Annotated in this window: 23 protein-coding genes; 6 read left to right on the top strand and 17 right to left on the bottom strand. The window is 67.3% G+C overall.

Going from position 1 to position 26,968, the window contains the following annotated elements:
* Positions 1-48: 48 nt before the first annotated feature.
* From IEY58_RS30145 to IEY58_RS30135, 3 genes are all read right to left on the bottom strand, one after another.
* Complete coding sequence (locus IEY58_RS30145; protein ID WP_229744068.1) at positions 49-1,662, bottom strand: peptide ABC transporter substrate-binding protein; 1,614 nt, start codon at positions 1,660-1,662, stop codon at positions 49-51.
* A gap of 203 nt (positions 1,663-1,865) precedes the next feature.
* Positions 1,866-5,378, bottom strand: coding sequence for an indolepyruvate ferredoxin oxidoreductase family protein (locus IEY58_RS30140; RefSeq protein WP_229744067.1), 3,513 nt, complete (start codon positions 5,376-5,378; stop codon positions 1,866-1,868).
* Positions 5,379-5,552: 174 nt separating this feature from the next.
* Complete coding sequence (locus tag IEY58_RS30135; protein ID WP_189051881.1) at positions 5,553-6,842, bottom strand: MFS transporter; 1,290 nt, start codon at positions 6,840-6,842, stop codon at positions 5,553-5,555.
* 100 nt (positions 6,843-6,942) lie between these two features.
* Between IEY58_RS30135 and IEY58_RS30130 the strand changes: the two genes are divergently transcribed.
* Entirely contained in the window at positions 6,943-7,848 is a 906-nt protein-coding gene (locus IEY58_RS30130; RefSeq protein WP_189051880.1) for a LysR substrate-binding domain-containing protein, read from the top strand.
* A gap of 159 nt (positions 7,849-8,007) precedes the next feature.
* Here the strand turns inward: IEY58_RS30130 and IEY58_RS30125 are convergent, their stop codons facing one another.
* Positions 8,008-9,783: an AMP-dependent synthetase/ligase gene (locus IEY58_RS30125; RefSeq protein WP_189051879.1), complete on the bottom strand. Its 1,776-nt coding sequence runs from the start codon at positions 9,781-9,783 to the stop codon at positions 8,008-8,010.
* Positions 9,784-9,992: 209 nt separating this feature from the next.
* On the opposite strand from IEY58_RS30125, the gene IEY58_RS30120 reads away from it, so the two are divergent.
* Both IEY58_RS30120 and IEY58_RS30115 read left to right on the top strand, forming a co-directional pair.
* Positions 9,993-11,804, top strand: a complete 1,812-nt coding sequence (locus IEY58_RS30120) for a M3 family oligoendopeptidase (RefSeq protein ID WP_189051878.1) — start codon at positions 9,993-9,995, stop codon at positions 11,802-11,804.
* A gap of 4 nt (positions 11,805-11,808) precedes the next feature.
* Positions 11,809-13,149, top strand: coding sequence for an ABC1 kinase family protein (locus tag IEY58_RS30115; protein WP_189051877.1), 1,341 nt, complete (start codon positions 11,809-11,811; stop codon positions 13,147-13,149).
* Positions 13,150-13,279: 130 nt separating this feature from the next.
* Here IEY58_RS30115 and IEY58_RS30110 read toward each other — a convergent pair whose 3' ends face one another.
* Positions 13,280-13,888, bottom strand: coding sequence for a DUF4865 family protein (locus IEY58_RS30110; RefSeq protein ID WP_189051876.1), 609 nt, complete (start codon positions 13,886-13,888; stop codon positions 13,280-13,282).
* Positions 13,889-13,992: 104 nt separating this feature from the next.
* On the opposite strand from IEY58_RS30110, the gene IEY58_RS30105 reads away from it, so the two are divergent.
* Positions 13,993-14,919, top strand: a complete 927-nt coding sequence (locus IEY58_RS30105) for a LysR family transcriptional regulator (protein WP_189051875.1) — start codon at positions 13,993-13,995, stop codon at positions 14,917-14,919.
* A 6-nt stretch (positions 14,920-14,925) separates the two neighbouring features.
* Here the strand turns inward: IEY58_RS30105 and IEY58_RS30100 are convergent, their stop codons facing one another.
* The 3 genes from IEY58_RS30100 to IEY58_RS30090 form a co-directional block, all read right to left on the bottom strand.
* Complete coding sequence (locus IEY58_RS30100; protein ID WP_189051874.1) at positions 14,926-15,627, bottom strand: anti-sigma factor; 702 nt, start codon at positions 15,625-15,627, stop codon at positions 14,926-14,928.
* A complete protein-coding gene (locus IEY58_RS30095; RefSeq protein WP_189051873.1) occupies positions 15,624-16,160 on the bottom strand; it encodes a sigma-70 family RNA polymerase sigma factor in 537 nt (178 codons plus the stop codon). Before IEY58_RS30095 ends, IEY58_RS30100 begins: the two co-directional genes overlap by 4 nt.
* 166 nt (positions 16,161-16,326) lie before the next feature.
* Positions 16,327-16,893: a fasciclin domain-containing protein gene (locus tag IEY58_RS30090; protein ID WP_189051872.1), complete on the bottom strand. Its 567-nt coding sequence runs from the start codon at positions 16,891-16,893 to the stop codon at positions 16,327-16,329.
* 388 nt (positions 16,894-17,281) lie between these two features.
* Here IEY58_RS30090 and IEY58_RS30085 point away from each other — a divergent pair, with 388 nt between their 5' ends.
* On the top strand, positions 17,282-18,004 hold the full coding sequence (locus IEY58_RS30085) for an SPOR domain-containing protein (RefSeq protein ID WP_189051871.1): 723 nt from the start codon (positions 17,282-17,284) through the stop codon (positions 18,002-18,004).
* 65 nt (positions 18,005-18,069) lie between these two features.
* Here IEY58_RS30085 and IEY58_RS30080 read toward each other — a convergent pair whose 3' ends face one another.
* Positions 18,070-18,288, bottom strand: a complete 219-nt coding sequence (locus tag IEY58_RS30080; RefSeq protein WP_189051870.1) for a hypothetical protein — start codon at positions 18,286-18,288, stop codon at positions 18,070-18,072.
* Between the two features lie 330 nt (positions 18,289-18,618).
* Between IEY58_RS30080 and IEY58_RS30075 the strand changes: the two genes are divergently transcribed.
* Positions 18,619-19,038: a hypothetical protein gene (locus tag IEY58_RS30075; RefSeq protein ID WP_189051869.1), complete on the top strand. Its 420-nt coding sequence runs from the start codon at positions 18,619-18,621 to the stop codon at positions 19,036-19,038.
* A 51-nt stretch (positions 19,039-19,089) separates the two neighbouring features.
* Here the strand turns inward: IEY58_RS30075 and IEY58_RS30070 are convergent, their stop codons facing one another.
* The 8 genes from IEY58_RS30070 to uvrB form a co-directional block, all read right to left on the bottom strand.
* Positions 19,090-19,551 (bottom strand): molybdenum cofactor biosynthesis protein MoaE, encoded by a 462-nt coding sequence (locus tag IEY58_RS30070; protein WP_189051868.1) that lies wholly within the window; start codon positions 19,549-19,551, stop codon positions 19,090-19,092.
* A gap of 4 nt (positions 19,552-19,555) precedes the next feature.
* On the bottom strand, positions 19,556-19,807 hold the full coding sequence (moaD, locus tag IEY58_RS30065; protein ID WP_189051867.1) for a molybdopterin converting factor subunit 1: 252 nt from the start codon (positions 19,805-19,807) through the stop codon (positions 19,556-19,558).
* Complete coding sequence (gene mobB, locus IEY58_RS30060) at positions 19,804-20,337, bottom strand: molybdopterin-guanine dinucleotide biosynthesis protein B (protein ID WP_189051866.1); 534 nt, start codon at positions 20,335-20,337, stop codon at positions 19,804-19,806. The genes moaD and mobB overlap by 4 nt, the downstream gene beginning before the upstream one ends.
* Positions 20,338-20,343: 6 nt before the next feature.
* On the bottom strand, positions 20,344-20,982 hold the full coding sequence (gene pgsA, locus IEY58_RS30055; protein ID WP_189051865.1) for a CDP-diacylglycerol--glycerol-3-phosphate 3-phosphatidyltransferase: 639 nt from the start codon (positions 20,980-20,982) through the stop codon (positions 20,344-20,346).
* An 84-nt stretch (positions 20,983-21,066) separates the two neighbouring features.
* Positions 21,067-23,019, bottom strand: a complete 1,953-nt coding sequence (gene uvrC, locus IEY58_RS30050) for an excinuclease ABC subunit UvrC (RefSeq protein WP_189051864.1) — start codon at positions 23,017-23,019, stop codon at positions 21,067-21,069.
* A 347-nt stretch (positions 23,020-23,366) separates the two neighbouring features.
* Positions 23,367-23,798 carry a dihydroneopterin aldolase gene (gene folB / locus IEY58_RS30045; protein WP_189051863.1) on the bottom strand — a complete coding sequence of 144 codons (432 nt, stop codon included), beginning with the start codon at positions 23,796-23,798 and terminating at the stop codon, positions 23,367-23,369.
* 9 nt (positions 23,799-23,807) lie between these two features.
* On the bottom strand, positions 23,808-24,584 hold the full coding sequence (locus IEY58_RS30040; protein ID WP_189051862.1) for an SDR family oxidoreductase: 777 nt from the start codon (positions 24,582-24,584) through the stop codon (positions 23,808-23,810).
* Between the two features lie 8 nt (positions 24,585-24,592).
* Positions 24,593-26,770: an excinuclease ABC subunit UvrB gene (gene uvrB / locus IEY58_RS30035; protein ID WP_308422462.1), complete on the bottom strand. Its 2,178-nt coding sequence runs from the start codon at positions 26,768-26,770 to the stop codon at positions 24,593-24,595.
* Positions 26,771-26,968: the final 198 nt, after the last annotated feature.

Here is a 26,968-nt window from a genome sequence, read left to right as displayed (position 1 = left end):
CAGGAGGGTGTCGGGACGACGCGCAAGGCATCGTCCCGCACTGGAGCCTCAATGCTTCGCGATGGACACGTTCTTCGAGTAGAAGTAACCGAGCGTATTCATGTCGAAGCCCGTCACGTAGGGCTTGATCAGCCGCTTGTTGACGTAATCGTAGATCGGCATCATCGGCAGGTCGTGCACGATCAGCTTCTCGGCCTCTTCCAGCATCTGGACGCGCTTTTCCGGATCGACCGTAATCGCCGCGGTTTTCACGAGCTTGTCATATTCCGGGTTGTTGTAACCCATGTCGTTCAGGCCCGCGTCCGACTGCAGCAGCTCAGCGAAGGTGTTCGGGTCGGAATAGTCCGCGATCCAGCCGGCTCGGAACAGCTGCGTCGCCTTCTTCTCCTTGCGGGTCTCCAGGAACACCTTGAATTCCTGGTTGACGAGCGTGACGTTGACGCCCAGCGCCTGCTTCATCATGGCCGCGATCGCGATCATGATCTTCTTATGGTTCTCGCTGGTGTTGTACATGATCTCGAGATTGAGCGGATGGTCGGGACCGTAGCCCGCCTCCTTGTACAACTCCTTGGCCTTGGCGATGCGCTCCGGCATCGACAGGTCCTTCCACTCGACATATTGCGGCTGATAGCCCGCGATGCCCGGCGGGACCCAGCTATAGGCCGGCTGCTCGCCGGTCTTGGTGATCTTCGAGACGATCGCCTCGCGGTCGACCACCATGCTCAAGGCCTGGCGGAGCTTCAGATTGTTCTTGAACGGCGGCTGCTCAAGGTTGAAGCCCATGTAGTAGGAGCCGAGATAGGGCACGATCTTGAGCTCGCCCGGCAGGTCCTTGCGGATGAAGTCGACCTGGTCGGACGGCACCTCGTTGGTGACGTCGAGCTCGCCCGCGCGATAGCGCTTCAGCTCCTCGTTCTGGTTCTCGATCGGATAGTAATCGACCTCGGAGAGCTTGACGTTGGCCGCGTCCCAATAGTTCGGGTTCTTGACCACGACGATCCGCGACTGCGGCGTCCATTCCTTCAGCATGAAGGCGCCGTTGGTGACGAGGTTGCCCGGCCGCGTGAATTGATTACCATATTTGGTAATCGACGCCTTGTTGACCGGCAGGAAGCGGGCATGGCCGATCAGCTTCAGGAAGTAACCGGTCGGCGCCTTCAGGGTCACCTCGAAGGTCTGCGGGTCGACCGCGCGCACGCCCAAGGACTTGATGTCCTTGTTCCGGGCGTTCGCGATGTCCTCGGCGTTCTTGATCGGATAGAACAGGAAGGAATATTTCGAGCCCGTCGCCGGATCGACCGAGCGCTGCCAGCTATAGACGAAATCCTCCGCCGTGAGCGGCGTGCCGTCCGACCATTTCAGGTTTGGCCTGAGCTTGAACGTGTAGGTGATCCCGTCGGGGCTCACGGTCCAGCTCTCGGCCTGGCCGGGCGCCACCTTGCCGTCCTTGTCGATGACGACGAGGCCCTCGTAGAGGTCGCGCTCGATGTGGCTGTCTTGCACGTTCTCCGAGATCTGCGGATCGAGTGTCTGCGGCTCGGAACCGTTGCCGATGCGGAGCACCTGGCTGTCGGCGAGGGTTTGGGCCAGGGCCACGGTGGCGGTTGACGTCAGCAGGGCCATCGCCATGCCGAAGCCTAAAACGGCGCGGGTACGAAACATGGAACTAAATCCCCTCATGGGCCGCGTTGGCGGTCGTTCTTGGGCCGTGAAGATTCCTCGTCACGGTTTCTAGTGCAACGAATTTCGCGCTGCCGGCGGCTTAGCGCCGGGCAGCACGTCATTCGGGGTTCGGTATTTCGGATGTTCTTAGCGCACTCCGCCCTATCCGCGCACGCGATGAATTACGAAGGGCTGGCCCGACGTCATTCGGCGGCGACCGGAATCGCCGCGGGGCTGCGGAATTGCGCGAGCAGCGCTGCTTCCGCGCGCTTCGCCTCGGCCATATTCGCCTCCTTGACGTGGCCGAAACCGCGGATCCGTTCCGGGATGCGTGCGAGCTCGAGCGCTGTCCCATGGTTGTCCGCGCCGAGGCGGCTCAGGATCTCTTCGACCACCGCGACATATTCGCCGATCAGGCGGCGTTCGGCCCGGCGTTCCTCGCTGCGGCCGAACGGATCCCACAGGGTGCCGCGCAGGCCTTTGAAATGGGCGAGCAGGCCGAAGGCCTTCAGCATCCACGGCCCATAGGTCTTCTTCATGAGGTGGCCCGTCGTCGAGTGCCGCTCGGCCAGGAGCGGCGGCGCCAGATGGAACTGGAGCGTGAAATCGCCCTCGAACCGTTCGTGGAGCTTCTGCAGGAACTCGCCGTCCGTATAGAGCCTGGCGACCTCGTACTCGTCCTTGTAGGCCATGAGCTTGTAGAGGTTGCGGGCGACCGCCTCGCCAAGGCCGGTGCGGCCGGGCACGCGCTCGGCCTCGGCCTGCACGACGCGCCGGACGAGTGCCGCATAGCGCTCGGCATAGGCGGCGTTCTGGTAGCGGGTGAGGTCGGCGATGCGCCGCTCGATCAGCTCGTCCAGGCTCTCGCTCCGGCGCCGGCTGCCGGTCGCGGGGCGGGGCGGGGCGGCCGCTGCCTCGACCGCGGCCAGGTCGACCGCGGCGCGCCGGCCCCAGAGGAAGGATTTCTTGTTGAACTCGACCGCGACGCCGTTGAGCTCGATCGCGCGGTCGATCGCCTCGGCGGAAAGCGGCACCGCGCCCTTCTGCCAGGCATAGCCCAGCATGAACAGGTTGGCCGCGATCGAATCGCCGAGCAGCGCCACCGCGAGCCGCGTGGCTTCGACATAGTCGACCCCGTCAGAGCCCAGTGCGTCCGCGAGTGAGCGGCGGGCGTCGGCGGCCGGGAATTTCAGGTCCGGGTTCTGGGTGAAGTTGCCGGTGATCGTCTCCGCCCGGTTGACGAAGGCGCGGGTCCGGTCCCGGTCGAGCTTGGCGAGACTATCGGTCGCGGCAGCGACCAGGAAGTCGCAGCCCAAGAGCGCGTCGGCGCCGCCGGCCGCGATGCGCACGGCCGCGATATCCTCGGGCCGGGCCGCGATGCGGATGTGGCTGAAGACGGCGCCGCCCTTCTGGGCGAGGCCGGTCATGTCGAGCACCGAGACGCCCTTGCCCTCGAGATGCGCCGCCATGCCGAGGAGCGCCCCGATCGTGACGACGCCGGTGCCGCCGACGCCGGTCACCAGGATGCCGTAGGGCCGGTCGAGCGCCGGGAGCGCCGGCATCGGCAGCGGGCCGAAGCCGTCTTCGTCGCGGGCCGCACCTTTGTTCTTGCGCAGGCTGCCGCCGTGCACCGTGACGAAGCTCGGGCAGAAGCCCTCGACACAGGAATAGTCCTTGTTGCACGACGACTGGTCGATCTCGCGCTTGGTGCCGTACTCGGTCTCGAGCGGCACGACCGAGAGGCAGTTCGATGCCTTGGAGCAGTCGCCGCAGCCCTCGCACACCGTGTCGTTGATGAAGACGCGCTTTTGCGGGTCGACCATCTTGCCGCGCTTGCGGCGCCGACGCTTCTCGGCGGCGCAGGTCTGGTCGTAGATCAGCACGGTGACGCCCTCGACCTCGCGCAACTCGCGCTGCACCTCGTCGAGCTTGTCGCGATGCAGGACCGGCGTCAGCGGCGGTAGCCCGACATCGACCTGGTATTTGTCCGTATCGTCGCTCACCACGACCACGCGCTTCACGCCCTCGGCCGCGACCTGGCGCGCGATCATCGGCACGGTCAGGCCGCCGCCGTCGTGAGTCTGGCCGCCGGTCATGGCGACTGCGTCGTTGAACAGGATCTTGTAGGTGATGTTGACCTTGGCCCCGACCGCGGCGCGGATCGCGAGCAGGCCCGAATGATTGTAGGTGCCGTCGCCGAGGTTGGTGAAGACGTGCTTCGTCTCGGTGAACGGCGCCTGGCCGATCCAGGGCGTGCCTTCGCCGCCCATCTGGGTAAAGGTCGACGTGTGCCGCTCGGGCATCCAGATCGCCATGTAATGGCAGCCGATGCCGGCCATGGCGCGGCTGCCGTCGGGCACGCGGGTGGACGTATTGTGCGGGCAGCCGGAGCAGAACCAGGGCGTGCGCGCCGCGGTCGGCGTCACGCGCGCCAGCTGTTCTTCCTTGGCGGCCAGGTACTTCACCCGGTCCTCGATGCGGGCGCCGGTATGGAAGCGGGCGAGGCGCCCCGCGATCACCCGCGCGATCGTCGCCGGCGACAGTTCATAGTGGGACGGCAGGATCCAGTCTTGAGCCTCGTCGAACTTGCCGACGATGCGCGGGCGCACCGCCTCGGGCAGGCCGTAGAGCTGTTCCTTCAGCTGGCTTTCGATCAGCCCGCGCTTCTCCTCGACGACGAGGATCTCGTCCAGTCCTTCGGCGAAGCGCTTCAGGCCTTCGGGCTCGATCGGCCAGGTCATGCCGATCTTGTAGATGCGGAGGCCGATCTCGGCGGCGTAGGCATCGTCGATGCCGAGGTCGTCCAAGGCCTGGCGTACGTCGAGATAGGACTTGCCGGTGGTCGCGATGCCGAAGCGGGCGTTCGGGCTGTCGAGCGTCACCCGATCGAGCCCATTCGCCCGGGCGAAGGCCTGGGCGGCCTTGAGCTTGTACCGCATCAGGCGGTACTCCTGCTCGAGCGGCGTGTCGGGCCAGCGGATGTTGAGCCCGCCCGGCGGCAACTCGGCATCCTCGGGCAGCACGATCTTGACGCGCTCGGGTGCCACATGGACCGAGGCGGAACTGTCAACCGTCTCGGCGATCGTCTTCATGGCGACCCAGGTGCCGGCGAAGCGCGACATGGCCCAGCCGTAGAGCCCGTAGTCCAGGATCTCCTGCACGCCCGACGGGTTCAGCACCGGGATCTGGGCATCGATGAAGGCGTATTCGGACTGGTGCGGCAAGGTCGAGGACTTGGAGGCGTGATCGTCGCCGGCCAAGACCAGAACGCCGCCGTGCGGCGCGGTGCCGGCGCCGTTCGCATGCTTGAAGACGTCGCCCGAGCGGTCGACGCCCGGGCCCTTGCCGTACCACATGGCGAAGACGCCGTCGTATTTGGCGCCTTCGTACATGTTGACCTGCTGGGTGCCCCAGATCGAGGTCGCGGCCAGGTCCTCGTTCAGGCCCGGCTCGAAGAAGACATGGTTGTCCTTCAAGTGCTTGCGCGCGGACCACAGCGCCTGGTCGAGCCCGCCCAAGGGCGAGCCGCGATAGCCGGAGATGAAGCTGGCGGTGTTGAGACCTTCGACGAGATCGCGCTGGCGCTGCATCATCGGCAGGCGGGCCAGCGCCTGGACGCCGTTCAGATAAATCCGCCCGCGTTCGAGCGTGTATTTGTCGTCGAGTGTGACTGCCGCCAGTCCTGTTGCCGCCAGTCCCATTGCCGCCAGAGCCATCGCCGCATCTCCCGCTCCGGCTCATCTTGCGGGGCCGGTATGCGGAAGTGTTATTCCAACGGGCAGCTTCGCTCAATTGCGCCGGACGACGCGGCCGCAGAAAGCAACGAACAGCAGGGTTGGCGACGGGCAGGTGACGATTCGGCGAAGAATGTGTGTCCGAAAGTAATTTTATTACAAAGATCCAGCGGCTTGCGCCTGCGCGCGGGCCCGGTCGGTTCCCGGAACCAGCAGCCGGCTGACCCGGCCGCCGCGTCCGGCCAGGATGATCGCCGGTACCATTGCCAGCATGATGGCCGCCTGCCCGAGATAGAGCGTGCGATAGAGATGGTGCCCGGCAGAGAGCGCCACGATGCCGTAGATGACGAGGCCGGCAAGGCCGTTCAGCGTGTTGAAGCTGGCGTTGACCCGGCCCTGGTACGCCGGGTCGGTCGCCTGCTGCGCCAGGCTGAGCGCCAGCACGTTGGTCTGGAAGCTGATGCCGAGGCCGGCATAGGCGATGATGGCCGCGACAAAGCCATGGCTGTGCGCGAAGGCGGCGAGGCTCGTCGCCATCAGCAGGAAGCCCGAGATGAGGATCGGCCGGCGGCCGAAGCGGGCGGCAAGCCGTGCCACGACGAGCCCGCCCGTGATCGCGCCAGCCGCATAGCCGGCGTCGATCTGGCCAAACGCCGCCGCCCCCAGGTGCAGTTCCTCCTGCACGAACGGCGCCAGCATGGCGTTGATGCCGAAGATGACGGTGAGGTTCGCCAGCATCAGGCCGTAGAAGAAGCCGATCTCCGGCCGTTCTCGGATATGGCCGAGCCCGGCGGCGAGGTCGCGCAGATGCTGCCGCAGGTCCCGGCGCGCCGCGGTCGCGGGGTCCTGGCCGCTGAGCCGACCGGCCACGAGCCGGCCGAACAGGGCCGACAGGAGATAGGCCGTGGCGGTCAGCACGATCGTCGGCACCGGCCCGATTGCGGCCAGTACCAGGCCGGACGCAGCGGCGCCCAGGATCTGGCCGGCCTGGCCGCCGACCACGGTCAGCGCGTTCAGGCGCAGCATCTGTTCGGCCGGTGCCGCCCGCACCAGGGCCGCGCGCCAGGCCAGCACCTGGATCTCGTTGCCGAGCGCCACGAGGAAGCTCACCGCATAGCCGGTCCAGGCGCCGGCGAGGCCCGCCCCGTAGAGCCCGCCATAGAGGATCAGCACCAGCCAGCGGAGCCACTCGGCCCGATAGGCCAGACGCGCCGGCCGGCCACGATCGACGGCAAGGCCGATCAGCGGCGACAGCAGCAGGCTCGGCAGGATGGTCATGACGAGCGTCAGGGCCGCGCTCGACGGCTGATGGGTGAGCTCGATGATCAGCCAGGTATTGATCAGGAAGAAGAAGCCGGTGCCGATCTTGGCGGAGGCGATGGCCGCGGCGTAGAGCCGGACGGTCGTCGGCGTCACGGGTGAGGGTGGCACGAGTGAGGATGTCATGGGCGAGATCCCGGGATAAGGCAGGCCTCTGCAACATCGGCACTCGCATTGAGTAAGAAAATCCGATAGTTCTTATATTCCAGTTTCGAGATTCCGAACGATGGCGAAGCTCAACCTCGACATGGACGTGTTGCGCACGCTGGTGACGGCGCAGGACCTGGGCGGCTTCAACCGGGCTGCAGGCCAGATCGGCCGTTCGCAGTCGGCGGTGAGCCAGCAGATCCGCAAGCTCGAGGACCAGGTGGGCGAGCCGCTGTTCCGCAAGCAGGGGCGCGGTCTGGTGCCGACCGAGGCCGGCGACCTGGTGCTGGCCTATGCCCGGCGCATTCTCGATCTCAATGACGAGGCGGTCGTGGCGTTGCGCGGCCGGGCGATCGAGGGGGCGGTGCGGTTCGGCCTCGCCGCCGACTTCGCCGAAGCCTGGTTGCCGCTGGCACTCGGGCAATTCCGCCGCGCCCATCCAGCCGTGCGCGTCGAGGCGGTGGTCGACGGCAATCGGCACCTGCTTGCCCGGCTCGATCGCGGCGAGCTCGACCTGGTCCTGGCGCTCGGCAACGGTACCCGCGCGGACGCCTATCGGCTGGCCCGCCTGCCGATGGTCTGGATCGGGCCAGCTGTGGATCGGCCGGGCGCGGCTGGGCAGACCTTGAGGGTGCCGGTCTGGACGGCCGGCGAGCCGATCCCGCTGGCGCTGTTCGAGGCGCCCTGCTTCTTCCGCGAAGCGGCGCTTGCGGTGCTCGACCGGGCCGGCCTCGTCTGGCGCGCCGCCTTCACCAGCAGCAGCCTGCATGGGCTCTGGGCTGCGATCGAAGCGGGCCTCGGCTTGACGCTCCGGACCGCGATCGGCTTGCCCGCCGGCGTCACCCTGCTCGATGCGGCGGCAGGCCTGCCGCCGGGGCCCTCGGTCGACCTGTGCCTGCATGACGCCGGCCGCGCGCTGAGCCCGGCCTTGGGCCGGCTAAGGGCAATCGTCGAGGAGACGGTCGCCGCGCACGTGCCTATGTAAACCGTCGTCCCCGCGAAGGCAGGGATCCCCGCGCAAACCGCAGGTTTGTGGCGCCGTTACGCGCGGCAGCGCGGACAAAGAGTCAGGTCGCCGCAGACGCGGCTCTTGCTGGATTGCCGCCTCTCGCGGGAATGACGGTGTAAGAGGTCGCGAGCCGCCTCAGCTCGCCTTGTCGTAGAGGCTCTCGAGCAGGGGCCCGTGAGCCGAGCGGATGACGTGGCGCTTGATCTTGAGGGTCGGCGTCATCTGGCCGTTGGCAACCGAGAAGGCCTCCTCGACCACGGCGAAGCGGCGAATGCGCTCGGCGGCGGTCAGGGTCTTGTTGACCCGGGCGATGCCGGCCTGGATCTCCTGCTGCAGGCAGGCTTGGCGCGCCGTCTCGTCGGCCTCCGCCTTGGCGCGGCGCAGCAGCTCCTCGTCGGGGACTACGAGCGCCACCAGATAGGGGCGCTTGTCGCCATAGACCATGACCTGGCCGATGCCCTGTTCCAGCGCCAGATAGCCCTCGATGCGCTGGGGCGAGATCATCTCGCCGCCGGAGTTCTTGATGAAGTCGCGCTTGCGGTCGGTGATCTTGAGATAGCCGTCGGCGTCGAACTCGCCGACGTCGCCGGTGTGCAGCCAGCCGTCGCGGATCGCACGCTCGGTCGCCTCCGGATCGTGCCAATAGCCCTTCATCACATTCTCGCCGCGCACCAGGATCTCGCCGTCGGGCGCGATCTTGACCTCGATGCCGGCGAGCGGCGGGCCGACCGTATCGACCTTGATGCGCTTCGGCGGGTTGCAGGAAATGACCGGGCCGGCCTCGGTCTGGCCATAGCCCTGCAGCTGGTTGATGCCGAGCGCCAGGAAGAACAGGCCGACCTCCCGGTTCAGCGGTGCCCCGCCTGAGACGAAGGCCTTCAAGCGGCCGCCGAAGCGCTGGCGCACCTTGCGGCGCACCAGGACCTCGACCAAGAGGTCGAGCGCGCGCTCCCTGGCCGTCAGGCTCCTCCGGTCATTGTAGCGCTTGGTGCCGAGTGTCAGCGCGAGGTTGAACAGCTTCGCCTTGGTCCCACCGCCGCGCAGCGCCGTCTGCTGGATGCGCTTGTGCAGCATCTCGAACAGGCGCGGCACCGCGGTCATGATGGTCGGCCGAACCTCGGGCATCTCGGTCGCGAGCATTTCGGGGCCGGCGGAGTAATAGATCTGCGCGCCGATCATGATCGGAAACCACAGGCCGGCCGAATGCTCGTAGGCATGGGTCAGCGGCAGGAACGACAGGAACACTTCCTCGCCGAGGCCGAACGCCTCGTCCAAGAGCCGGCGGGCGCCCTTGCCGTTCTGCATGACGTTGCGATGGCTCTGCATCACCGCCTTGGGCACTCCGCCGGTGCCGGACGTAAAGATGAGGCACGCCGTATCGTCGGGACCGAGGCCGGCGACCGTGGCGTCGACGCGATCGGGCGTGGTGACACCCATCGCCATCACGTCGTCCCACAGATAGACGTCGGCGTTTGCCTGCGTCTTGAGCGGCTCGAGCGTGATGATCGATTCCAGGCAGGAAACCTGATCGGCCGCAGGCAGCACGCGCTGGGCCAGGAGGTTCGACGACAGGAAGAGCGCCTTCGCGCCGCTGTTCGCCAACACGTGGCGATAATCCTCGGTCGGGAAGGTGGTGTAGGCGGGCACCGTGATGGCGCCCGCGCACATGATCGCGAGGTCCGCGATCGCCCATTCCGGTCGGTTCTCCGACACGACGGCGACCCGGTCGCCCGGGCGGACGCCGAGGGCGGCGAGGCCGCCTGCGAGCCGCCGCACGCGGCGCGCCACCTCGGCCCAGGTCAACGGTGTCCATGTCGCACCGTCGCGGGCCCACAGGAACGGCCGATCGGGCTTCCGCGTTGCCCAGTGGAAGAACATCGCAGGAAGGTTCGGCCAGTCACTATCGATCATCGGAAGCTCGTTTCCCCGACCTCTTTCGCGGACTTCGTCCCGCTTCTTCTACGCGGTCCGGAAACACCGGCCGGTCTCGGTCTTGCGGTCCTTCTATAACCTTGCGGCCCGACGCTTCCAACCCCCTGGCGCGGCATGACAGGCGGGAATCCGTTTGGCTGCGGACCGGCTTGCACCTATATCCGCACAGTCCCGTTTCAGGAGTAGCCATGTTCCGCCCGTCGCCCCGTTCCATAGCCAACTCTGGTGCCGTCGCCGACCTTGGGGTGCTGCCGACCTGGAACCTGGCTGACCTCTACGACGGGATCGATGCGCCGGCGATCGAGACCGACCTTCGGGATGTCGATGCGGAAGCCGCGACATTCGCCCGGAACTACGAAGGCCGCGTCGCCACGCTCGACGGTCCGGCGCTCGCTGCCGCGATCGCCAGCTATGAGCGGCTGCAGGAGACGCTGGGCCGGCTCATGAGCTTCGGCGGCCTCGCCTTCGCGGGCGCCATGGACGACCCGAAGGTGGCGCAGTTCTATCAGACGCTCCAGGAACGGGTGAACGCGGCCTCGGTCCGGCTGCTGTTCTTCACGCTCGAGCTCAACCGCATCGAGGATGCCGATCTCGCGGCAAAGCTCGAGGCGCCGGCGCTCGAGCGCTACGCGCCCTGGCTGCGCGACGTGCGCGCCTTCCGGCCTTATCAGCTATCGGACGAGATCGAGAAGCTGCTGCACGAGAAATATGTCGCCGGGCGCGCCGCCTGGGGGCGCCTGTTCGACGAGACCATGACGGCACTCCGCTTCCCGGTCGGCGGCAAGGAGCTCACCATCGCCGAGGCGATGCACCTGATGTTCGACCCCGACCGGAAGGTCCGGCAGGAGGGCTCGGAGAGTGTGGCGACCGTGCTGGGCGCCAATGCCCGCATCTTCACCCTCGTCACCAACACGCTCGCCAAGGACAAGGAGATCGAGGACCGTTGGCGCGGCTTCGCCCGGCCGATCTCGGCGCGCAATCTTTCGAACTTCGTCGAGGACGAGGTGGTCGACGCGCTCGTCCATGCCGTGCGCGAGGCCTATCCCGCGCTGTCGCATCGCTATTACGCCATGAAGGCGCGTTGGCTCGGCCTCGACAAGCTCGAATATTGGGACCGCAACGCGCCGCTGCCTGGGGCGCCGCAGCGGGTCATCCCCTGGGCCGAGGCGCGCCGCATCGTGCTCGAATCCTACCGCGCCTTCTCGCCGAAGCTGGCGGTCATCGGCGAGCGTTTCTTCACTGAGCGCTGGATCGATGCCGGCCCCCGGCCGGGCAAGGATTCAGGCGCCTTCTCGCATCCGACCGTGCCGTCGGCCCATCCCTATATCCTGATGAACTACATGGGCAACGCGCGCGACGTGATGACGCTTGCCCACGAGCTCGGCCACGGCGTGCATCAGGTGCTGGCCGGCCGGCAAGGCCACCTCATGGCCGACACGCCGCTGACGCTCGCCGAGACCGCCTCGGTGTTCGGCGAGATGCTGACCTTCCGCCGCCTGCTGGCGGACGAAGAGGACCCGGCGACGCGCAAGGCGCTCCTCGCCCGCAAGGTGGAGGACATGATCAATACGGCAATTCGCCAGATCGCCTTCTGCGAGTTCGAGCGGCGCGTCCATGACGAGCGGCGCAAGGGCGAGCTCCTGCCGGAGCGGCTCAATGCGATCTGGCTCGAGGTGCAGACTGAAAGCCTCGGCCCCGCCTTCAACTGGCAGCCGAGCTACGGCACCTACTGGAGCTCGATCCCGCATTTTATCCATACGCCGTTCTACGTCTACGCTTATGCCTTCGGCGACTGCCTGGTGAACTCGCTCTACGCCGCCTACCAGGCGGCGCCCGAGGGCTTTGCCGACCAATATGTCGCGATGCTGTCGGCGGGCGGCACGCTCCGGCACCACGACCTGCTGCAGCCGTTCGGGCTGGACGCGCGCGAGCCTGCCTTCTGGGACAAGGGCCTGTCCGTGCTCAGCGGCTTCATCGACGAGCTGGAGGCCCTGGGCTGATCCCATGTCGGACCAGAACTCGCTGGGCGGCCGGGTCAAGCGCTATGCCCAGGTCTCGACCGCAGTCGGCGGCCTCGCGGCCCGGCTCGCCGGCGAGCGCTACCTCGGCATCGACCTCGACCGCGGCCGGCATGCGGCCGAGCTGACGCGCGCCTTGGGCGGGCTCAAGGGCCCGCTCATGAAGGTGGCGCAGATCCTGTCGACCATCCCGGACGCGTTGCCCCGGGAATATGCCCAGGAACTGTCGCAGTTGCAGGCGAACGCGCCGGCCATGGGCTGGCCGTTCGTCAAGCGCCGCATGGCAAGCGAGCTCGGGCCCGACTGGCAGGCGAAGCTCGGCTCGTTCGAGAAGGAGGCGGCGCGGGCGGCGTCGCTGGGCCAGGTCCATCGCGCGACGGACAAGGCCGGCCGGCGCTTGGCGTGCAAGCTGCAATATCCCGACATGTCGTCGGCGGTCGAGGCGGACCTGAAGCAGCTGAAGCTGATCTTCTCGATCTACGGCCACTACGACGGTGCCATCGACACGGGCGAGATCCATGCCGAGCTGGCGGCGCGGCTGCGCGAGGAACTGGACTACGTGCGCGAGGCGAAGCACATCCGGCTCTATCGCCACATGCTGGCGGGCGAGGCGGGCGTCCATGTGCCAGAGGTCGTGCCGGAACTCTCGACCGCCCGGCTGCTCACCATGACCTGGCTCGAGGGCGAGCCGATCCTGAGCGCCGTGCAGGCGCCGCAGGAGGCGCGCAACGCCATCGCCATGAACATGTTCCGCGCCTGGTACCGGCCGTTCTACGGCTATGGCGTGATCCACGGCGACCCGCATCTCGGCAATTACGCGGTCCGGCCGGACCAGACGCTGAACTTGCTCGATTTCGGCTGCATCCGGGTGTTCCCCGCGCGCTTCGTCGGCGGCGTCATCGATCTCTATTGGGCCTTGGCGCGCGACGACGAGGCGCTTGCCATCCATGCCTACGAGACCTGGGGCTTCCGCAATCTGTCCCGCGAGGTCATCGACACGCTCAATCTCTGGGCCCGCTTCCTCTATGCGCCGCTCCTGGAGAACCGCGCACGCCGGATCCAGGAATCGCCGACCGGCGAGTTCGGCCGCGAGGTGGCCGAGAAGGTGCATCGCGACCTGAAGCGTCTGGGCGGTGTCACGCCGCCGCGTGAGTTCGTGTTCATGGATCGCGCCGCGATCGGCCTCGGCGCCGTGTTCATGCGCCTCAAGGCCGACCTCAACTGGCACGAACTGTTCCACGATCTCATCCGCGGCTTCGACCTCACGGCACTCGAGGCCCGGCAGAACGCGCTCCTCGACGAAATCGGCGTGCCGCGGCCGGAGTAGCGCCGACAGGCTGGATGATGGCCAACCATATTGCTGCCGTGCGGGTGACGGAGCTGGGCGCCGAGATTGCGTCGCTCGCCCAGCATCATGCCGAAATAACCACCGCCGTCGGTATCCTGCTGACTGGCGTCTAGCCTCGCGGGAACGGCGCCGTCGAGCCCTTCAGGTGCGCCATGTCCGGGCACGACAGATGCAGCACCTGATAGCGCTGAACCGGGCCATCGGGCGGCTCCGCGGCCGCGCGCCAGAGCGCGAAGCGCAGCAGCTCCCAGCGTTCGAGGTCGAGAGCGGTCGCATGCAGCAGCGGGCCGTCCGGGCGGGCGACCAGGGAGTCCTGCCGTTCGGCCTCGGTGCGGCGCAGGGTCGCGAGATCCGTGCCCGGCGCCACGGGCAGCCGTTGGCGCGTGGCACCGGCGACGGCATCGGCGGCGAAGTCCGGCCGGATCGCGATGTCGAGCCCCGCCCAGGAGCGGATCGCGACCCAGCCGAAGGACTCGGTCAGGCCCTTGAAGCCCGGCCCGGCGACGAACGGCCAGAGGCTCTCGACCCGCGGCCAGAGATAGAACGGCGCGTACTGGTTGACCTCCGACCCGGCCTTGCCGCGCTCACAGATCAGATAGGTCTTGAGGCCGAGGCCGGCGAAATCGTCCAGCAGGTGGCCGCGCTCGGCGACCCGGCGCCGAATGATTGCCATGTCGTAGTCGGCCGGCAACGTGATCTCGTACTGCATCGCGAACATCGTCGGTTTCTCCTTCACGAGGGGATGCCCGGTGGATGTGGCGTTGACTTGGCGCAGCAGAATGGCGATCAGATCAGCAGACTATTGCATTGATCGAACCAATCATGGATGAGGACCGGTTCGGCAGCGTGGCTGCCTTCGTCGCCGTGGCGCGTCGCCTGAACTTCGCGGCGGCGGCGCGCGCGCTCGGCGTCAACGGCGCCACGGTCAGCCGGCGCATCCGGCGGCTGGAGGAGCAGGTGGGCGCGCGGCTGCTCACGCGCACGACGCGGCGTGTGGCACTGACCGAGGCCGGCATTGCCTATCTGGAACGATGCGAGAGCGTGCTGGCGGCACTTGAGGAGGCTGATCTCACCGTCGCCATGCTGAACGACGCCCGGCCGCGCGGCCTGCTCCGCGTCAGCCTGCCGGTCGCGTTCGGCCGGCTGCACGTGGCGCCGCTGCTGCCGGCCTTCCTCGAGCGCTATCCGGACTTGAAGCTCGATGTGGGCTTGAGCGATGCCATGGTCGACCTGGTGCATCACCAGATCGACGTGGCGGTCCGCATCGCCGATCTCGCAGATTCAGGCCTGATCGCGCGGCGGCTGGCGCCCAACCGGCGCCTGTTGTGCGCGGCGCCCGCCTATCTCGCCCGGCATGGCACGCCGGCCGCGCCGGCTGACCTGGAGCGGCACGAGTGCCTGCACTACACGCCGCACAGTGCGGTCGACGTCTGGCATCTCACCCATGCCGACGGGACGACGGCGGCCGTCCCGGTCGCAGGCCGTCTCCGCGCCGACAGCGGCGAGACAATCTATCTGGCGGCGCTTGCCGGGCATGGCATCGTGCTCACGCCCGAGTTCCTGGCTCATGAGGCGCTCGCACGCGGTGCGCTCGTGCCGGTGCTCGACGACTGGGCACCGGCGCCGAGCGCCATCTATGCGATCCAGCCGACCCGGCGGCTGATCCCGCCCAAGGCGCGCGTGTTCGTCGATTTCCTGGCCGAGCAATTCGCCGGCACGCCGGCGTGGGCGCGCTGGCGGTCGCGGTAACGGCCGTCATTCGGTCCTGGTCAGCGCGCCGGCATAGAGCACCGGGCCGGTCGGCTGGCCGGTCGGCGAGCCGCCGGCCGGCTCCAGGCTGACCATCAGCTGCAGCTGGTCGCGCGGCAGGTCGGCCGCGGCGACCACATAGGCGCCGGACGCTGGCAGCACGCCGAGCGAAACCGGCTTCTGCGCCCCCTTGGCGAGCGCCCAGAGCTCGAGGTCCTTGCCCGACGAGCGGTCGGCGCGCCCAACCGCGGTCACGACGAGCGCGCCGTCGGCCCGCGTCTCGGCGAGCCAGGTCGCGGCCGGCCCCTGGGTCGGTGCGATCGCCGCCACGTAATGCACGGTCGGCGCCGGCGTGCGGATCACGACGATGGCGAGGCTCGCGGCCAGCGCTGCGGCAAGGGCGGTGGTCGCCCGCCAGAAGCCGGTCGATTGGAGCAGGCGCCGCGGCCGCAGTGGCACGATCTCGGTGCCGGGCGGGGCGTTCGCGTCGAGACCGGCGGCGATACGATCCCAGAGGGCGGCCGGCGGCGGCTCCGGCGGCAGGGCGGCGGCGAGCGGCGTGAGCAGCGCCTCCCAGCGCGCCACGGCCTCGGCCAGCGCCGGGCTCAGCTCGAGCGCGCGCTGGACCGCCGCGGTCTCGTCAGGCGACAGCAGGCCCAGCACATATTCGGCCGCGCGCGTGTCCATATCGTCCGGCTCGTCGCTCATGCTTCGAGACACCTGCGCAGATCCTGGAGCCCACGGCGGATCCAGGATTTGACGGTGCCGAGCGGAGTCTTGAGCCGCTCGGCCAGTTCAGCGTGGGTCAGCCCGTCCAGAAATGCCATGGTGACCAATCGCCGCTTGTCGATCTCGAGCCGGTCGAGACAACGACGCAGCGCCACGCCCTCGCGCCGTTCGGTCAGCTGGTCCAGCGGGTCCGGCGCCTCGTCGATGCGCTCAGGCAACTCCTCTCCCGTGATTTCCCGGCCACGCCGGCGGATGAGGTCGAGCGCGCGATAGCGCACGAGGCTGATGAGCCAGGTCTCGGCGCTGCCGCGCGCCGGATCGAAGCGGCCAGCCCGTTGCCAGACCTGCAGCAAGGCGTCGTGCACCGCGTCGGCCGCGAGGCTCTGCTGCCGCGTAAGGCGCAGCGCCACGGCATAGAGCTGAGGAGCGGAAAGGTCATAGAGCCGCCGGAACGCCGCCTTGTCGCCATCGGCGCAGCGGGCGAGCAGCAAGTCCAGGGGCGGGGACGCCATCGGGTCAGGCAAAACATCCTCGCGGCAGCATGGGGAGCGGTCACGGGCAGGCGGTCGATCCATGATCGCGCGGGCCGACGCGAAGTCCAGCATCATGCGGTAAATGGATAGGGCCGGGTGGCGGGCCGCCCGTGCATCGCGGCCCGCCTTTCCTGGCGTGGCTGCCTCAGGCGCCGGGCATCAGCACCTTGTCGATGACCTGGATCACGCCGTTCGACTGATGGACGTCCGAGATCGTGACGTCGGCGATCCCACCCTTCTCGTCGCGCACGGCGATGTTGTCCGGGCCGTTCATCATGATGGTGAGCTCGCCGCCGGCCAGCGTCTTCAGGGTGGTGCTGCCGTGGTTCTTCTGAATGAGGGAGCGCAGCTTGGCGCCCGTATAGTCGCCGGCGACGACGTGATAGGTCAGCACCTTGGTGAGCGTGGCCTTGTTCTCGGGCTTCAGCAGCGTGTCGACCGTGCCGGCCGGAAGGGCTGCGAACGCCTCGTTGGTCGGCGCGAACACGGTGAACGGGCCCTTGCCTTTAAGCGCGTCGACCAGGCCGGCGGCCTGGACCGCGGCAACCAGCGTCGTGTGGTCGGCCGAGTTCACGGCATTGTCGATGATGTCCTTCGACGGGAACATCTGCTGGCCGCCGACCATGACGGTTGCTTCGGTCGCGGCACCGGCCGGGAGGGCCAGAGCGGTGGCGGCGACGAGGGCGAGCGCGGTGAGGGGGATGATCTTCATGGTTTCGTTTCCCAAAGCCGACGAGGCCGTTGCCTCGACGCCGCTGTTACGCGCGGCCGATCGGCCCGGATGCAGTCGGGCGTGAAAAAAACCGCCGGCCCGGTCGGGGACCGCTCGGCCGAGTCGGTGACTTGGGCGAGGACTTGGGTGAGATCGCCAAGGCCGTGGTCTGCCGCGCATCGGACGATTCGGGCCTTGCTGCCGGCATCAAATGGTTCGCCGACGGGCGCCAGACCCGGCTCTGACCCGCTTCGAGCATGGCCGGCCTTGCAAAACGGCCGGCCCCGCTCGACCCCGATGGACTGTGGCATTAAACTGTCATCGGTGGGGCTTGCCGGTGCCTGGGGCGCCTGATTGGCGGTGGCGAGTTCGGGGACGAAGAGGGGAAATGCAGGGTTTCGGGCAAGACCGGACGCTCTCGACGGGGGAGTGGCGCACGCTGATTCTGGCGGGCTGCGGCATCCTTGTCGTCGGGCTCGGCCTCGGCCTGCTGATCGGCCGCCTGTCGGCCGCCCCGCCGGCGCCGCCACCGGCATCAGCCTCGATCCTGCCGGAATCGATCGGCCTGCCCGACAGCGACCCGACGCTCGCAGAATCCGCACCCCCCGAACCCGCACGACACGAGCCTGCGTCTGCCGAGGCCACGACTGCCGCGCCAGCGGCCCCTCTGGCGGCCGCTGCGCCGGCACCGGCGCCACCGCCCGTGGTTCAGGAGGCGGCTACACGGCCGCCGCCGCCCATCGCGACCGGCGACGATACCAAGCCGCGCGAGCGCGTCCAGCCGGCGGTGGTTCCGCCGAAGCCCAAGCCGGCCCGGAAGATGGCCGCGAAGACCGCCGCTAAACCGGCGCCAGCGCCCATCGAGTCGCCGCACGGCGTGCGCTGGGTCGTGCAGCTGGGGGCGTTCCAATCGTCGGATCACGCCAATCTGCTGGTGAATACGCTGGCCGCCCACGGCCAGCCTGCGCGGGTGCGCTTTGCCAACGGCTGGTTCTTCGTCCAGACGCCGCCCTACCGCTCGGCCACGGCGGCCAAAGGCGCCGCCCAGGCGCTGGCGGCACGCGAACATCTGCCGACCTATCTGATCAAGCTGCCGGCCCCGCCGAACTGACACCTGACGGGGCCAGTCGAACGATTGGGGGCCGAACGATTGGGGGCCGGACTATTGCTGGCGGACTATTGCTGGACGCTCTTCAGCTTGTCGAACGCCTGAAAAACCGCCTCCAGATCCTTGCGATTGTCGACCTTGCCGGGGCCGCCTTCCTTGGTCAGCGCCAGCTCGAGGGCCTGGATCAGCAGCCCGGCCACCTCGACTGCGTGCTGCTCGCAGGCCTGATGGAACGCCATCAGGATCTTGTCACTCAGGCGGCGGGTATAGGGCGGCGTTGCACTCATCTAACATTCCTCTGGGGCCGCTCCCATATATTGTAGGCACGGCGACGGTGCGACGATACACCGTCGACGCCGCCTGTTCACCCGGCAAAAGCGAGTGGCCGCCGTCTTGTCACCCTGCCGCGTGATGCGTCAACCGGGCGCAGGCGCCTCGGCCGGGCACGGGGAATAGGCACCGAGGCTGGAGAGTCTGTTTTTGCGTAGGATGTTGGCGGGTCTGCAGCGATTCCAGCGCGACGCCACCGTCCGCTTGTCCACAGGTGGGTCATGCGCGCTCTCGTCTGTTCCGCAGCTCTGACTTTGCTTTGTTCCGCTTGCGTGGAAGCGCCGCCGGTGCCGCCGCTGCTCGATGCGAACGTGACGGATTTCCAGAGCAAGGTGGCGGCTGACGATCCGAACTGCCGGGAATATGCCGGCCAGGCGACGATCGACGGCAAGGAGCAGAAGATCGTCGGCCGCGCCTGCCTTCAGTCTGATGGCTCGTGGCGCGTTGCTGAGGGCTCGCCGGAAAATCCGAGCCAATATACCGCGGTCTATCCGGCTTACGCGCCCGGCTATTATCCCGGCTACTACTACTCAGACTACTATGATCCGTGGTTCTGGGACCCGCCGTTCTTCTTCGGCGGCAGCTTCGTATTCTTCGACCACCGGTTCCACCATCACGATCATGGCTTCCATGGGGGGCACGGGCATTTCATGCACCATGGCGGAATGGGGCATGCGACCATGGGCGGCATGGGGCACCGCGGATAGGGACGGACCGCTCATACCGGTTGGGTAATGTTGGGGCGGCCGAGCTGGCGGTCAGCGCCAGCGCTCGGCCGCCGCGTCGTCGCTCGTCTTGGCCTCGACCCATTCGGCGCCGGCTGCGGTCTCTTCCAGCTTCCAGAACGGCGCCTTGGTCTTGAGCCAGTCCATCAGGAACTCGCAAGCCTCGAACGCCGCCCGTCGGTGGGCCGAGGCGACGGCGACCAGCACGATCGGCTCACCCGGCACGAGACGGCCGTAGCGATGGATCATCAGCACGTCGGCGAGCGGCCAGCGCCCGCGCGCCTCGGCCTCGATCGCCGCCAGCTGGCGTTCGGTCATGCCGGGATAATGCTCGAGCGTCATCGCGACGAGCGGCGGCGCGCCCGGCTCGGCACCGCGGACATAGCCCACGAAGCTTGCGACCGCGCCGATCTTGTCGTTGCCCAGGCCGTCGCAGGTACCGAAGGCGGCCAGTTCGCGCCCGACGTCGAACGCCGCTTCTTCGACGCGGATCATGGCCTCAGCCCCCCGTCACCGGCGGGAACAGGGCGACCTCGTCGCCTGGGCGCACCGGATGGTCCGGCCCGACGTAATCCTGGTTGACCGCGACCCGGACGAGGCGCGGTTCGGCAAGGGCCGCGGCATAGCCGGGCCCGCGCGTCGCAAGCCAGGCGACGAGCGCTTCGACGGTCGCGATTCCAGCCGGCGGATCGAGAAATTCCTCGCCCCGGCCGATCCGGGTGCGAAGCCAGGCGAAATAGCGAAGTTTCATGGCGCGCCATCCTTGAGTGCGAGCGGTGCCGCGTTCGCCAGGATGAAATCGGCGATCGTGGGCACGGCATTCAGATCGAAGATCGGCACGCGGAGCCGGTTTCGCCAGTCCTCCGGCAACGGCTCGTCGAGCGCCACCGCCAGGATCGAGCCGTCCTCTGCCCAGAGCGGCGCCTTGCCGAGGCTGGGCCGGCAGATCTCGAGCTTCGGCATCGGGTGGCGCTTGAAGCCTTCGACCAGCAACAGGTCGACGGGCGACATGTGCTGCACCAGCTCGACCAGACCGGGTTCCGGCTGGCCGCGCAGCTCATGCATCAGCGCCCAGCGCCGGTCGGACGCGACCAGCACCTCCGTGGCGCCGCCCTGGCGATGGCGCCAGGAATCCTTGCCCGGCTGGTCGACGTCGAAATCATGGTGCGCGTGCTTGACGGTCGAGACTGTGATACCGCGGCCGGTCAGCTCCGGCAGCAGGCGGGTCATGAGCACCGTCTTGCCGCTGCCGCTCCAGCCGGCGAGGGCGAAGGCCCGCATGGCGGTTCAGCCGAGCTCGCCGACCGATTTGCCGGCCGGCGGCTTGCTCGCCTGTGACTGACTGGTGGTCGCCCGCGGCTTCGGCGCATCCTCGGCGCTCATATGCTTCAGGCCGTGGCGCAGATAGTCGTAGCCGGTGACCAGCGTCAGGATAGCGGCGAGCCACAGGAGATCGCGGCCGATCGTCGGCAACTCCAAGGCCGCCGGCCCCGCGTCGCCGACCAGCAGCACGCCGATCGCGACCATCTGGATGCCCGTCTTCCATTTGGCGAGCCGGCTGACCGGCACGCTCACGCTCAAGCCCGCCAGGAACTCGCGCAGGCCCGAGACCAGGATCTCGCGCGCCAGGATGATGAGCGCCGGCACCAGCGCCGGCATGCCCAAGCGCTCGAAGGCGACCAGCATCATGAGCGTGATCGAGACCAGCAGCTTGTCGGCGATCGGGTCGAGGAAGCGGCCGAACGCCGACATCTGCTTCCAACGCCGAGCCAGGTGACCGTCGAGATAGTCGGTGACGCTCGCGAGCGTGAACAGCCCGACGGCGGTCCATTCGGCCCAGGGATGGGGCAGGTAGAAGGCGGTCACCAGCAGCGGAATGACCGCGATCCGCGAGAGGGTCAGAACGTTGGGCAGCGTGAAAATCATCGAAACCGTCCGGAGCCTACTTCAGGCCAACGCACCAGCTTATCCACGCCATCATAGACTTGTCGGGCGCCACGGGCGCGCATCCTAATCGTCCGCGTGGAAATGGTCGTAGATTTTTTTCGCGACCGTCTTCGAGATGCCGTCGACCGCCTCGAGATCGAGCAGGCCGGCATTCGACACGGCCTTGGCCGAGCCGAAATGATGCAGCAGCGCCTTCTTGCGCGCAGCGCCGATGCCGGGCACCTCGTCGAGCGGCGAGCGGGCGATCGCCTTGGTTCGGCGCGCGCGGTGGGTGCCGATGGCGAAGCGATGCGCCTCGTCGCGCAGGCGCTGCAGGAAATAGAGCACCGGGTCCTTGGGCTCGAGCGAGAAGGGCGCTTGGCCGGGGATGAAGAAGCGCTCGCGCCCGGCGTCGCGGTCCGGCCCCTTGGCGATCGCGACGAGCGGCACGTCGTCGATGCCGAGCTCCATGAACACTTCCTCGACGACCGAGAGCTGGCCCTGGCCGCCGTCGATCAGCACCAGGTCGGGCCATTGGCCGAGGCGGCGCTCCGGATCTTCCTTCTGGGCGCGCTGGAAGCGACGGGTGAACACCTCGCGCATCATGGCGTAGTCGTCGCCCGGGCGGAACTCGGTGCCAGGGGCAGCCCCCTCGCCGCGGATGTTGAACTTGCGATAGGCCGATTTCATGAAGCCCTCGGGCCCGGCGACGATCATGGCGCCGATCGCATTCGTGCCCTGGATATGGCTGTTGTCGTAGACTTCGATGCGGGCAGGCGGCGCATCGAGGCCGAGGGCGGTCGCGACGCCGGTCAGGAGCTTCTGCTGGGTCGAGCTTTCGGCCAGGCGCCGGCCGAGCGCCTCGCGGGCGTTCGCCATCGCATGCTCGACCAGCTTCCGCTTGTCGCCGCGCTGGGGCGTGAGCAGCGTGACCTTGCGGCCGGCCGCGGTCGACAGCGCCTCGGCCAGGAGCTCGGCCTCGGCCGGTTCTTCGCTCAGCAGCAGGAGCGGCGGCGGCGGCTTGTTGTCGTAGAACTGACCGATGAAGGCGGCCAGCACCTCGTCACTGCCAAGCGCCCGATCGTGGCTCGGGAAATAAGCGCGGTTACCCCAGTTCTGGCCGGCGCGGAAGAAGAACACCTGGACGGAGGTGTGCCCGCCTTCCTGGTGTGCGGCGATCACGTCGGCGTCGACCAGACCCTCGACATTGATGTCCTGGTGCGCCTGGATATGGGCGAGCGCCCGGATGCGGTTGCGGATAACCGCCGCGGTCTCGTAATCGAGCTGATCGGCCGCCGCGGTCATCTCCTCGACCAGGCGGGCGTTGATCTCGCGGCTGTGGCCGGTCAAGACCGCGCGCGCCTGGTCGACGAGCGCCAGGTAATCCTCATCACTGATCCGGCCGACGCAGGGCGCCGAGCAACGCTTGATCTGATACTGCAGGCACGGGCGCGTACGGCTCTGATAGATGTTGTCGGAGCAGGAGCGCAGCAGGAACGCGCGATGGAGCGCCGTAATCGTGCGGCCGACCGCCCCCGCCGATGCGAAGGGGCCGAAATATTCACCGCCCTCGTTGCGCGCACCGCGATGCTTGGTCAATTGCGGCACCGGGTGGGTCGAGCGCAGGTGGATGTAGGGGAAGGATTTGTCGTCCCTGAGCAGCACGTTGTAGCGCGGCATCAGGGTCTTGATCAGGTTGATCTCGAGCAGCAGCGCCTCGACCTCGGTATGGGTCGTGACCACCTCCATCCGGGCGGTCTCCGCAACCATGCGGCGAATGCGGTTCGAGAGGCTGGCGAGTTGGGTGTAGTTCGTGACCCGGTTCTTCAGGTTGCGGGCCTTGCCGACATAGAGCACGTCGCCGGCAGCGTTCAGCATGCGATAGACGCCGGGGCTGCCGGGCAGCGTGCGGACGGTCTCGCGAATGACGGCGACGCCGGATGCGATGGCACCCTCCGCCGGCAGCTCAGCTTCGAGCTCGAACTTCCGGCTGTCCGGTGCATTGTCCTCAGGCGGTGGTACCGGCCTTTCGGCCATCGTCGGCTCCCGTTTTTCCCCGCGTCAGAGGGGCTTCAGAATTTCGTCACGCCGCGGACATGTATCCACGGAATCTGTGGATAAGTTTGTGGGCAAGGGTCGGAAATAGAGGCGGACTCCGCACCAACCCTGGAGATTCTAGCCCATGATCAAAAAATAGGCAAAAGTCACAACATATTGAATTTGCTACATTTTTTTCTTGTCAATGGAAATGACCGGTCCAGAACGAGGGGCTTGGTGGCGGCTCTGGCTGTTTTGCGCCGCAGCGAGTTCGGCTGTGAACAACTGAACCCCTTGAAAAAGGCCCTGCGACACCCTGTCAATGCGGGAGTCAAGTCGGATTCGCGTCAGGAATTATGCCTGACGATGGCGACCCCGACGCTCGCGACATCGTCGTAGACGTCTAGCTTTTCGATCTGCACGCGTGCAGTGCGAATGCGCGGATCGGCGAGGCACAGGCCCGCGATCCGCTCGGCGAGCGTCTCGATCAGGCGGACATGACCGGCATCGACGACGCGCCGGACGGCGGAGATGATCTCGTCGTAGCAGACAACGTTCCGTAGATCGTCATCGATCGGCTCTGCGGTTTCGAGCGCGTCCAAATCGAGATTAAGGCGCACGCGTTGCTTGTTCTCATGCTCATGGGCGTGCACGCCGATCGAGCACATCATCACCAGATCGCGCACGAAGACGCGGCGCAGCATGCTGGCAAGCGGGCCGGGCTCGATCGCCACCGCGGGGCGCAGGGTCTGGGTCGGCTTACGGATCGTCTCGGACATCGTCTCTTCCTAGTCGACGACGGAAATGGACTGCTTCGGCTGGGCCCAGCCCAGATGCTGGCCGCCGTCGAGCGCCAGCATCTGTCCGGTCATGGCCCGGGCCTGCAACAGGAACCAGACGGCCTCGGCAATTTCCTCGGGCGAGGTGCCGTGGCCGAGCGGCATGTCGGCGCACTGCTGGGCGAACTGCGCTGCGGTCTGGTGGGTCGAGGGCAGGGTCGGGCCGGGCCCGATGCCGTTCACCCGGATGCGCGGCGCGAGCGCCAGCGCCATGGTCTGGGTCAGCGTCCAGAGGCCTGCCTTGCTTACAGTATAGGTCACGAAATGCGGCGTCAGATTCCAAACGCGCTGATCGATCAGGTTGATGACAGCGCCCTCGGCCTCCTCAGGCAATTGGCTGGCGAATGCCTGCATCAGCACGAAGGGCGCCCTGAGGTTCGCCTCCATGTGCCGGTCCCAGCCGGCGCGCGTCGCTGTCGCGACCGAATCATATTCGAACGTGGAGGCGTTGTTGACCAGCACACCCAGGGGGCCGAGCGCGCCCACTGCGGCCGGCACCAGCAATTCGACTGACGCCTCGCGGGCGAGGTCGGCCTCGAGCGCCACCGCCTTGCCGCCCTGCGCGCGGATCTCGGCCACGACGGCCGCCGCCGCCTCGGCCGAGCGGTTGTAGTGGACGGCGACGGCGAAGCCGCGGCCGGCAAGATCGAGCGCGATCGTCCGGCCGATGCGCTGGCCGGCACCGGTCACGAGAGCGGTGCGGGGGAGATGTTCGGAGAGGGGCATGAGTTCCGTCAGGGTCCTTGGCGCCGACGACTGCGCGCTCGGGAGCGAGCCGCCTCGCGTGGCCGGCTGCCGGACTTGCCGCCGGTCGAACGGCCGGCCGGGTGCGGTGCCGCATAGCGGGCCGCAGTCTCGGCCAGGCCCGGCACGGCCGAGGCCGGCAGGCCCAGGTCCATCTGCTCCAGCCGCTTGATCTCGTCGCGCAGCCGTGCCGCCTCCTCGAACTCGAGGTCGGCCGCGGCGGCGCGCATCTGCTTCTCGAGGTCGGCGATCACCGCCTTGAGATTCGAGCCGGCATAGTGGCTCGCGGCGGACTCGCCAAGATCGACGGTAACGCCGTCGCGCTCGTAGACCGAGTTAAGAATGTCGCCGATCTGCTTCTTCACGCTCTCGGGCGTGATGCCGTGGGCGGCGTTGTAGGCCTGCTGCTTCTCGCGCCGGCGGCCGCATTCATCGAGCGCCGCCTTCATGCTGTCGGTGATGCGATCGGCGTAAAGGATTGCCCGGCCTTCGACATTACGCGCGGCGCGGCCGATGGTCTGGATGAGCGAGGTGCGCGAACGCAGGTAACCCTCTTTGTCGGCATCCAGGATCGCGACCAGCGCGCATTCCGGAATATCAAGGCCTTCGCGCAGCAGGTTGATGCCGACCAGCACGTCGAACGCGCCCAAGCGCAAGTCACGGATGATCTCGATCCGCTCCAGCGTCTCGACGTCGGAATGGATGTAGCGCACGCGGATGCCGGCCTCGTGCATATATTCGGTCAGCGCCTCGGCCATCTTCTTGGTGAGCGTCGTCACCAGCACGCGCTGGCCCTTGGCAGCACAGGTCTTGCACTCGGCCAGGAGATCGTCGACCTGAGTCTCCGTCGGCCGGATGATCGTCACCGGGTCGATGAGGCCGGTCGGACGCACGACCTGCTCGGTGAACACGCCGCCGGTACGCTCCATCTCCCACGGGCCCGGCGTCGCCGACACGAAGATCGACTGGCCGCGCATCGCGTCCCATTCCTCGAACTTGAGCGGCCGGTTGTCCATGCAGGACGGCAGGCGGAAGCCGTATTCCGACAGGGTCGACTTGCGCATGTAGTCGCCGCGGTACATGCCGCCGATCTGCGGCACGGTCACATGGCTCTCGTCGACCACGATGAGCGCATCGTCGGGCAGGTATTCGAACAGGGTCGGCGGCGGCTCGCCCTTCTTGCGGCCGGAGAGGAAGCGGGAATAGTTCTCGATGCCGGCGCAGGAGCCGGTCGCCGCCATCATCTCGATGTCGAACGTGATGCGCTGCTCGAGCCGTTGCGCTTCCAAGAGCTTGTTTTGGGCGTAGAGCTCTTCCAGCCGCTCCTTGAGCTCGACCTTGATCTGCTCGATCGACTGAATGAGCGTCGGACGCGGTGTCACATAATGGCTGTTGGCGTAGACGCGGATCTCCTTCAGCGCCTGCACCTTCTCGCCGGTCAGCGGGTCGATTTCGTGGATCGATTCGAGCTCGTCGCCGAACAGCGACAGGCGCCAGGCGCGATCCTCGTAATGGGCCGGGAAGATCTCGATCGTGTCGCCGCGCGCCCGGAAGGCACCGCGCTGGAAGCCCAAGTCGTTGCGCTTGAACTGCAGCTCGACCAGCTGCGCCAGCAGGAAGGTGCGGTCGACCCGCTGGCCGGCCTTGAGGTCGACGACCATGCGCGAATAGGTCTCGACCGAGCCGATGCCGTAGATGCAGGACACGCTCGCCACGATGATGACGTCGCGCCGTTCGAGTAGCGCCCGTGTGGCGCTATGCCGCATCCGGTCGATCTGCTCGTTGATCGAGCTTTCCTTCTCGATATAGGTGTCGCTGCGCGGGACGTAGGCTTCCGGCTGGTAGTAATCGTAGTAAGAGACGAAATACTCGACCGCGTTCTCTGGAAAGAAGCTCTTCATCTCGCCGTAGAGCTGGGCCGCCAGCGTCTTATTCGGCGCCAGCACCAGCGCCGGGCGCTGCAGCGTCTGGATCGTGTGGGCGATGGTGAAGGTCTTGCCGGAGCCGGTGACGCCGAGCAGCACCTGGTCGCGCTCACCCTGGATCAGCCCTTGGGTCAGTTCCGCGATCGCCGTTGGCTGGTCACCCGCCGGTACGAATTCCGAGACGAGGCGGAAGTCGGCGGGAATGTCGGCGAGCGGTTTCTGGGCAGTCGGCACGGGCGGCATGGCGGGAACATAATGCGACGGGTCCTGCGACGCCAGGGGCCGGATGCCTGGGCTGCGGACAGCTCCCGCCAGCACAAGGTAGATTTTCGGGTGATTGGCGCATCCGTCAGTTTACTTGGATTTCTCCATAAAGCTCAGACAAAAAAGTATCTGATTGGCTTTTATGAGACTTCCTGTGCCCGTAAAGGGACTGATCGC

It is taken from the genome of Aliidongia dinghuensis (assembly GCF_014643535.1).
GTDB classification, from domain to species: Bacteria; Pseudomonadota; Alphaproteobacteria; order ATCC43930; family CGMCC-115725; genus Aliidongia; species Aliidongia dinghuensis.
Note: the sequence above shows the minus strand (reverse complement) of the source record. Positions and strands in the feature narration are given on the sequence as shown.

What these genes read in the sequence shown, in the direction of transcription:
- IEY58_RS30095 (WP_189051873.1), bottom strand. Translation starts at nt 16,160, where the DNA reads ATGGCGTCCCCGCCCCTGGACTTGCTGCTCGCCCGCTGCGCCGATGGC.
- IEY58_RS30085 (WP_189051871.1), top strand. Translation starts at nt 17,282, where the DNA reads ATGCAGGGTTTCGGGCAAGACCGGACGCTCTCGACGGGGGAGTGGCGC.
- IEY58_RS30145 (WP_229744068.1), bottom strand. Translation starts at nt 1,662, where the DNA reads ATGTTTCGTACCCGCGCCGTTTTAGGCTTCGGCATGGCGATGGCCCTG.
- IEY58_RS30115 (WP_189051877.1), top strand. Translation starts at nt 11,809, where the DNA reads ATGTCGGACCAGAACTCGCTGGGCGGCCGGGTCAAGCGCTATGCCCAG.
- IEY58_RS30140 (WP_229744067.1), bottom strand. Translation starts at nt 5,378, where the DNA reads ATGGCTCTGGCGGCAATGGGACTGGCGGCAACAGGACTGGCGGCAGTC.
- IEY58_RS30125 (WP_189051879.1), bottom strand. Translation starts at nt 9,783, where the DNA reads ATGATCGATAGTGACTGGCCGAACCTTCCTGCGATGTTCTTCCACTGG.
- mobB (WP_189051866.1), bottom strand. Translation starts at nt 20,337, where the DNA reads ATGCGGGCCTTCGCCCTCGCCGGCTGGAGCGGCAGCGGCAAGACGGTG.
- IEY58_RS30100 (WP_189051874.1), bottom strand. Translation starts at nt 15,627, where the DNA reads ATGAGCGACGAGCCGGACGATATGGACACGCGCGCGGCCGAATATGTG.
- IEY58_RS30105 (WP_189051875.1), top strand. Translation starts at nt 13,993, where the DNA reads ATGGATGAGGACCGGTTCGGCAGCGTGGCTGCCTTCGTCGCCGTGGCG.
- IEY58_RS30090 (WP_189051872.1), bottom strand. Translation starts at nt 16,893, where the DNA reads ATGAAGATCATCCCCCTCACCGCGCTCGCCCTCGTCGCCGCCACCGCT.
- IEY58_RS30110 (WP_189051876.1), bottom strand. Translation starts at nt 13,888, where the DNA reads ATGTTCGCGATGCAGTACGAGATCACGTTGCCGGCCGACTACGACATG.
- uvrC (WP_189051864.1), bottom strand. Translation starts at nt 23,019, where the DNA reads ATGGCCGAAAGGCCGGTACCACCGCCTGAGGACAATGCACCGGACAGC.
- moaD (WP_189051867.1), bottom strand. Translation starts at nt 19,807, where the DNA reads ATGAAACTTCGCTATTTCGCCTGGCTTCGCACCCGGATCGGCCGGGGC.
- IEY58_RS30120 (WP_189051878.1), top strand. Translation starts at nt 9,993, where the DNA reads ATGTTCCGCCCGTCGCCCCGTTCCATAGCCAACTCTGGTGCCGTCGCC.
- IEY58_RS30130 (WP_189051880.1), top strand. Translation starts at nt 6,943, where the DNA reads ATGGCGAAGCTCAACCTCGACATGGACGTGTTGCGCACGCTGGTGACG.
- IEY58_RS30040 (WP_189051862.1), bottom strand. Translation starts at nt 24,584, where the DNA reads ATGCCCCTCTCCGAACATCTCCCCCGCACCGCTCTCGTGACCGGTGCC.
- IEY58_RS30080 (WP_189051870.1), bottom strand. Translation starts at nt 18,288, where the DNA reads ATGAGTGCAACGCCGCCCTATACCCGCCGCCTGAGTGACAAGATCCTG.
- uvrB (WP_308422462.1), bottom strand. Translation starts at nt 26,770, where the DNA reads ATGCCGCCCGTGCCGACTGCCCAGAAACCGCTCGCCGACATTCCCGCC.
- IEY58_RS30135 (WP_189051881.1), bottom strand. Translation starts at nt 6,842, where the DNA reads ATGACATCCTCACTCGTGCCACCCTCACCCGTGACGCCGACGACCGTC.
- folB (WP_189051863.1), bottom strand. Translation starts at nt 23,798, where the DNA reads ATGTCCGAGACGATCCGTAAGCCGACCCAGACCCTGCGCCCCGCGGTG.
- IEY58_RS30070 (WP_189051868.1), bottom strand. Translation starts at nt 19,551, where the DNA reads ATGATCCGCGTCGAAGAAGCGGCGTTCGACGTCGGGCGCGAACTGGCC.
- pgsA (WP_189051865.1), bottom strand. Translation starts at nt 20,982, where the DNA reads ATGATTTTCACGCTGCCCAACGTTCTGACCCTCTCGCGGATCGCGGTC.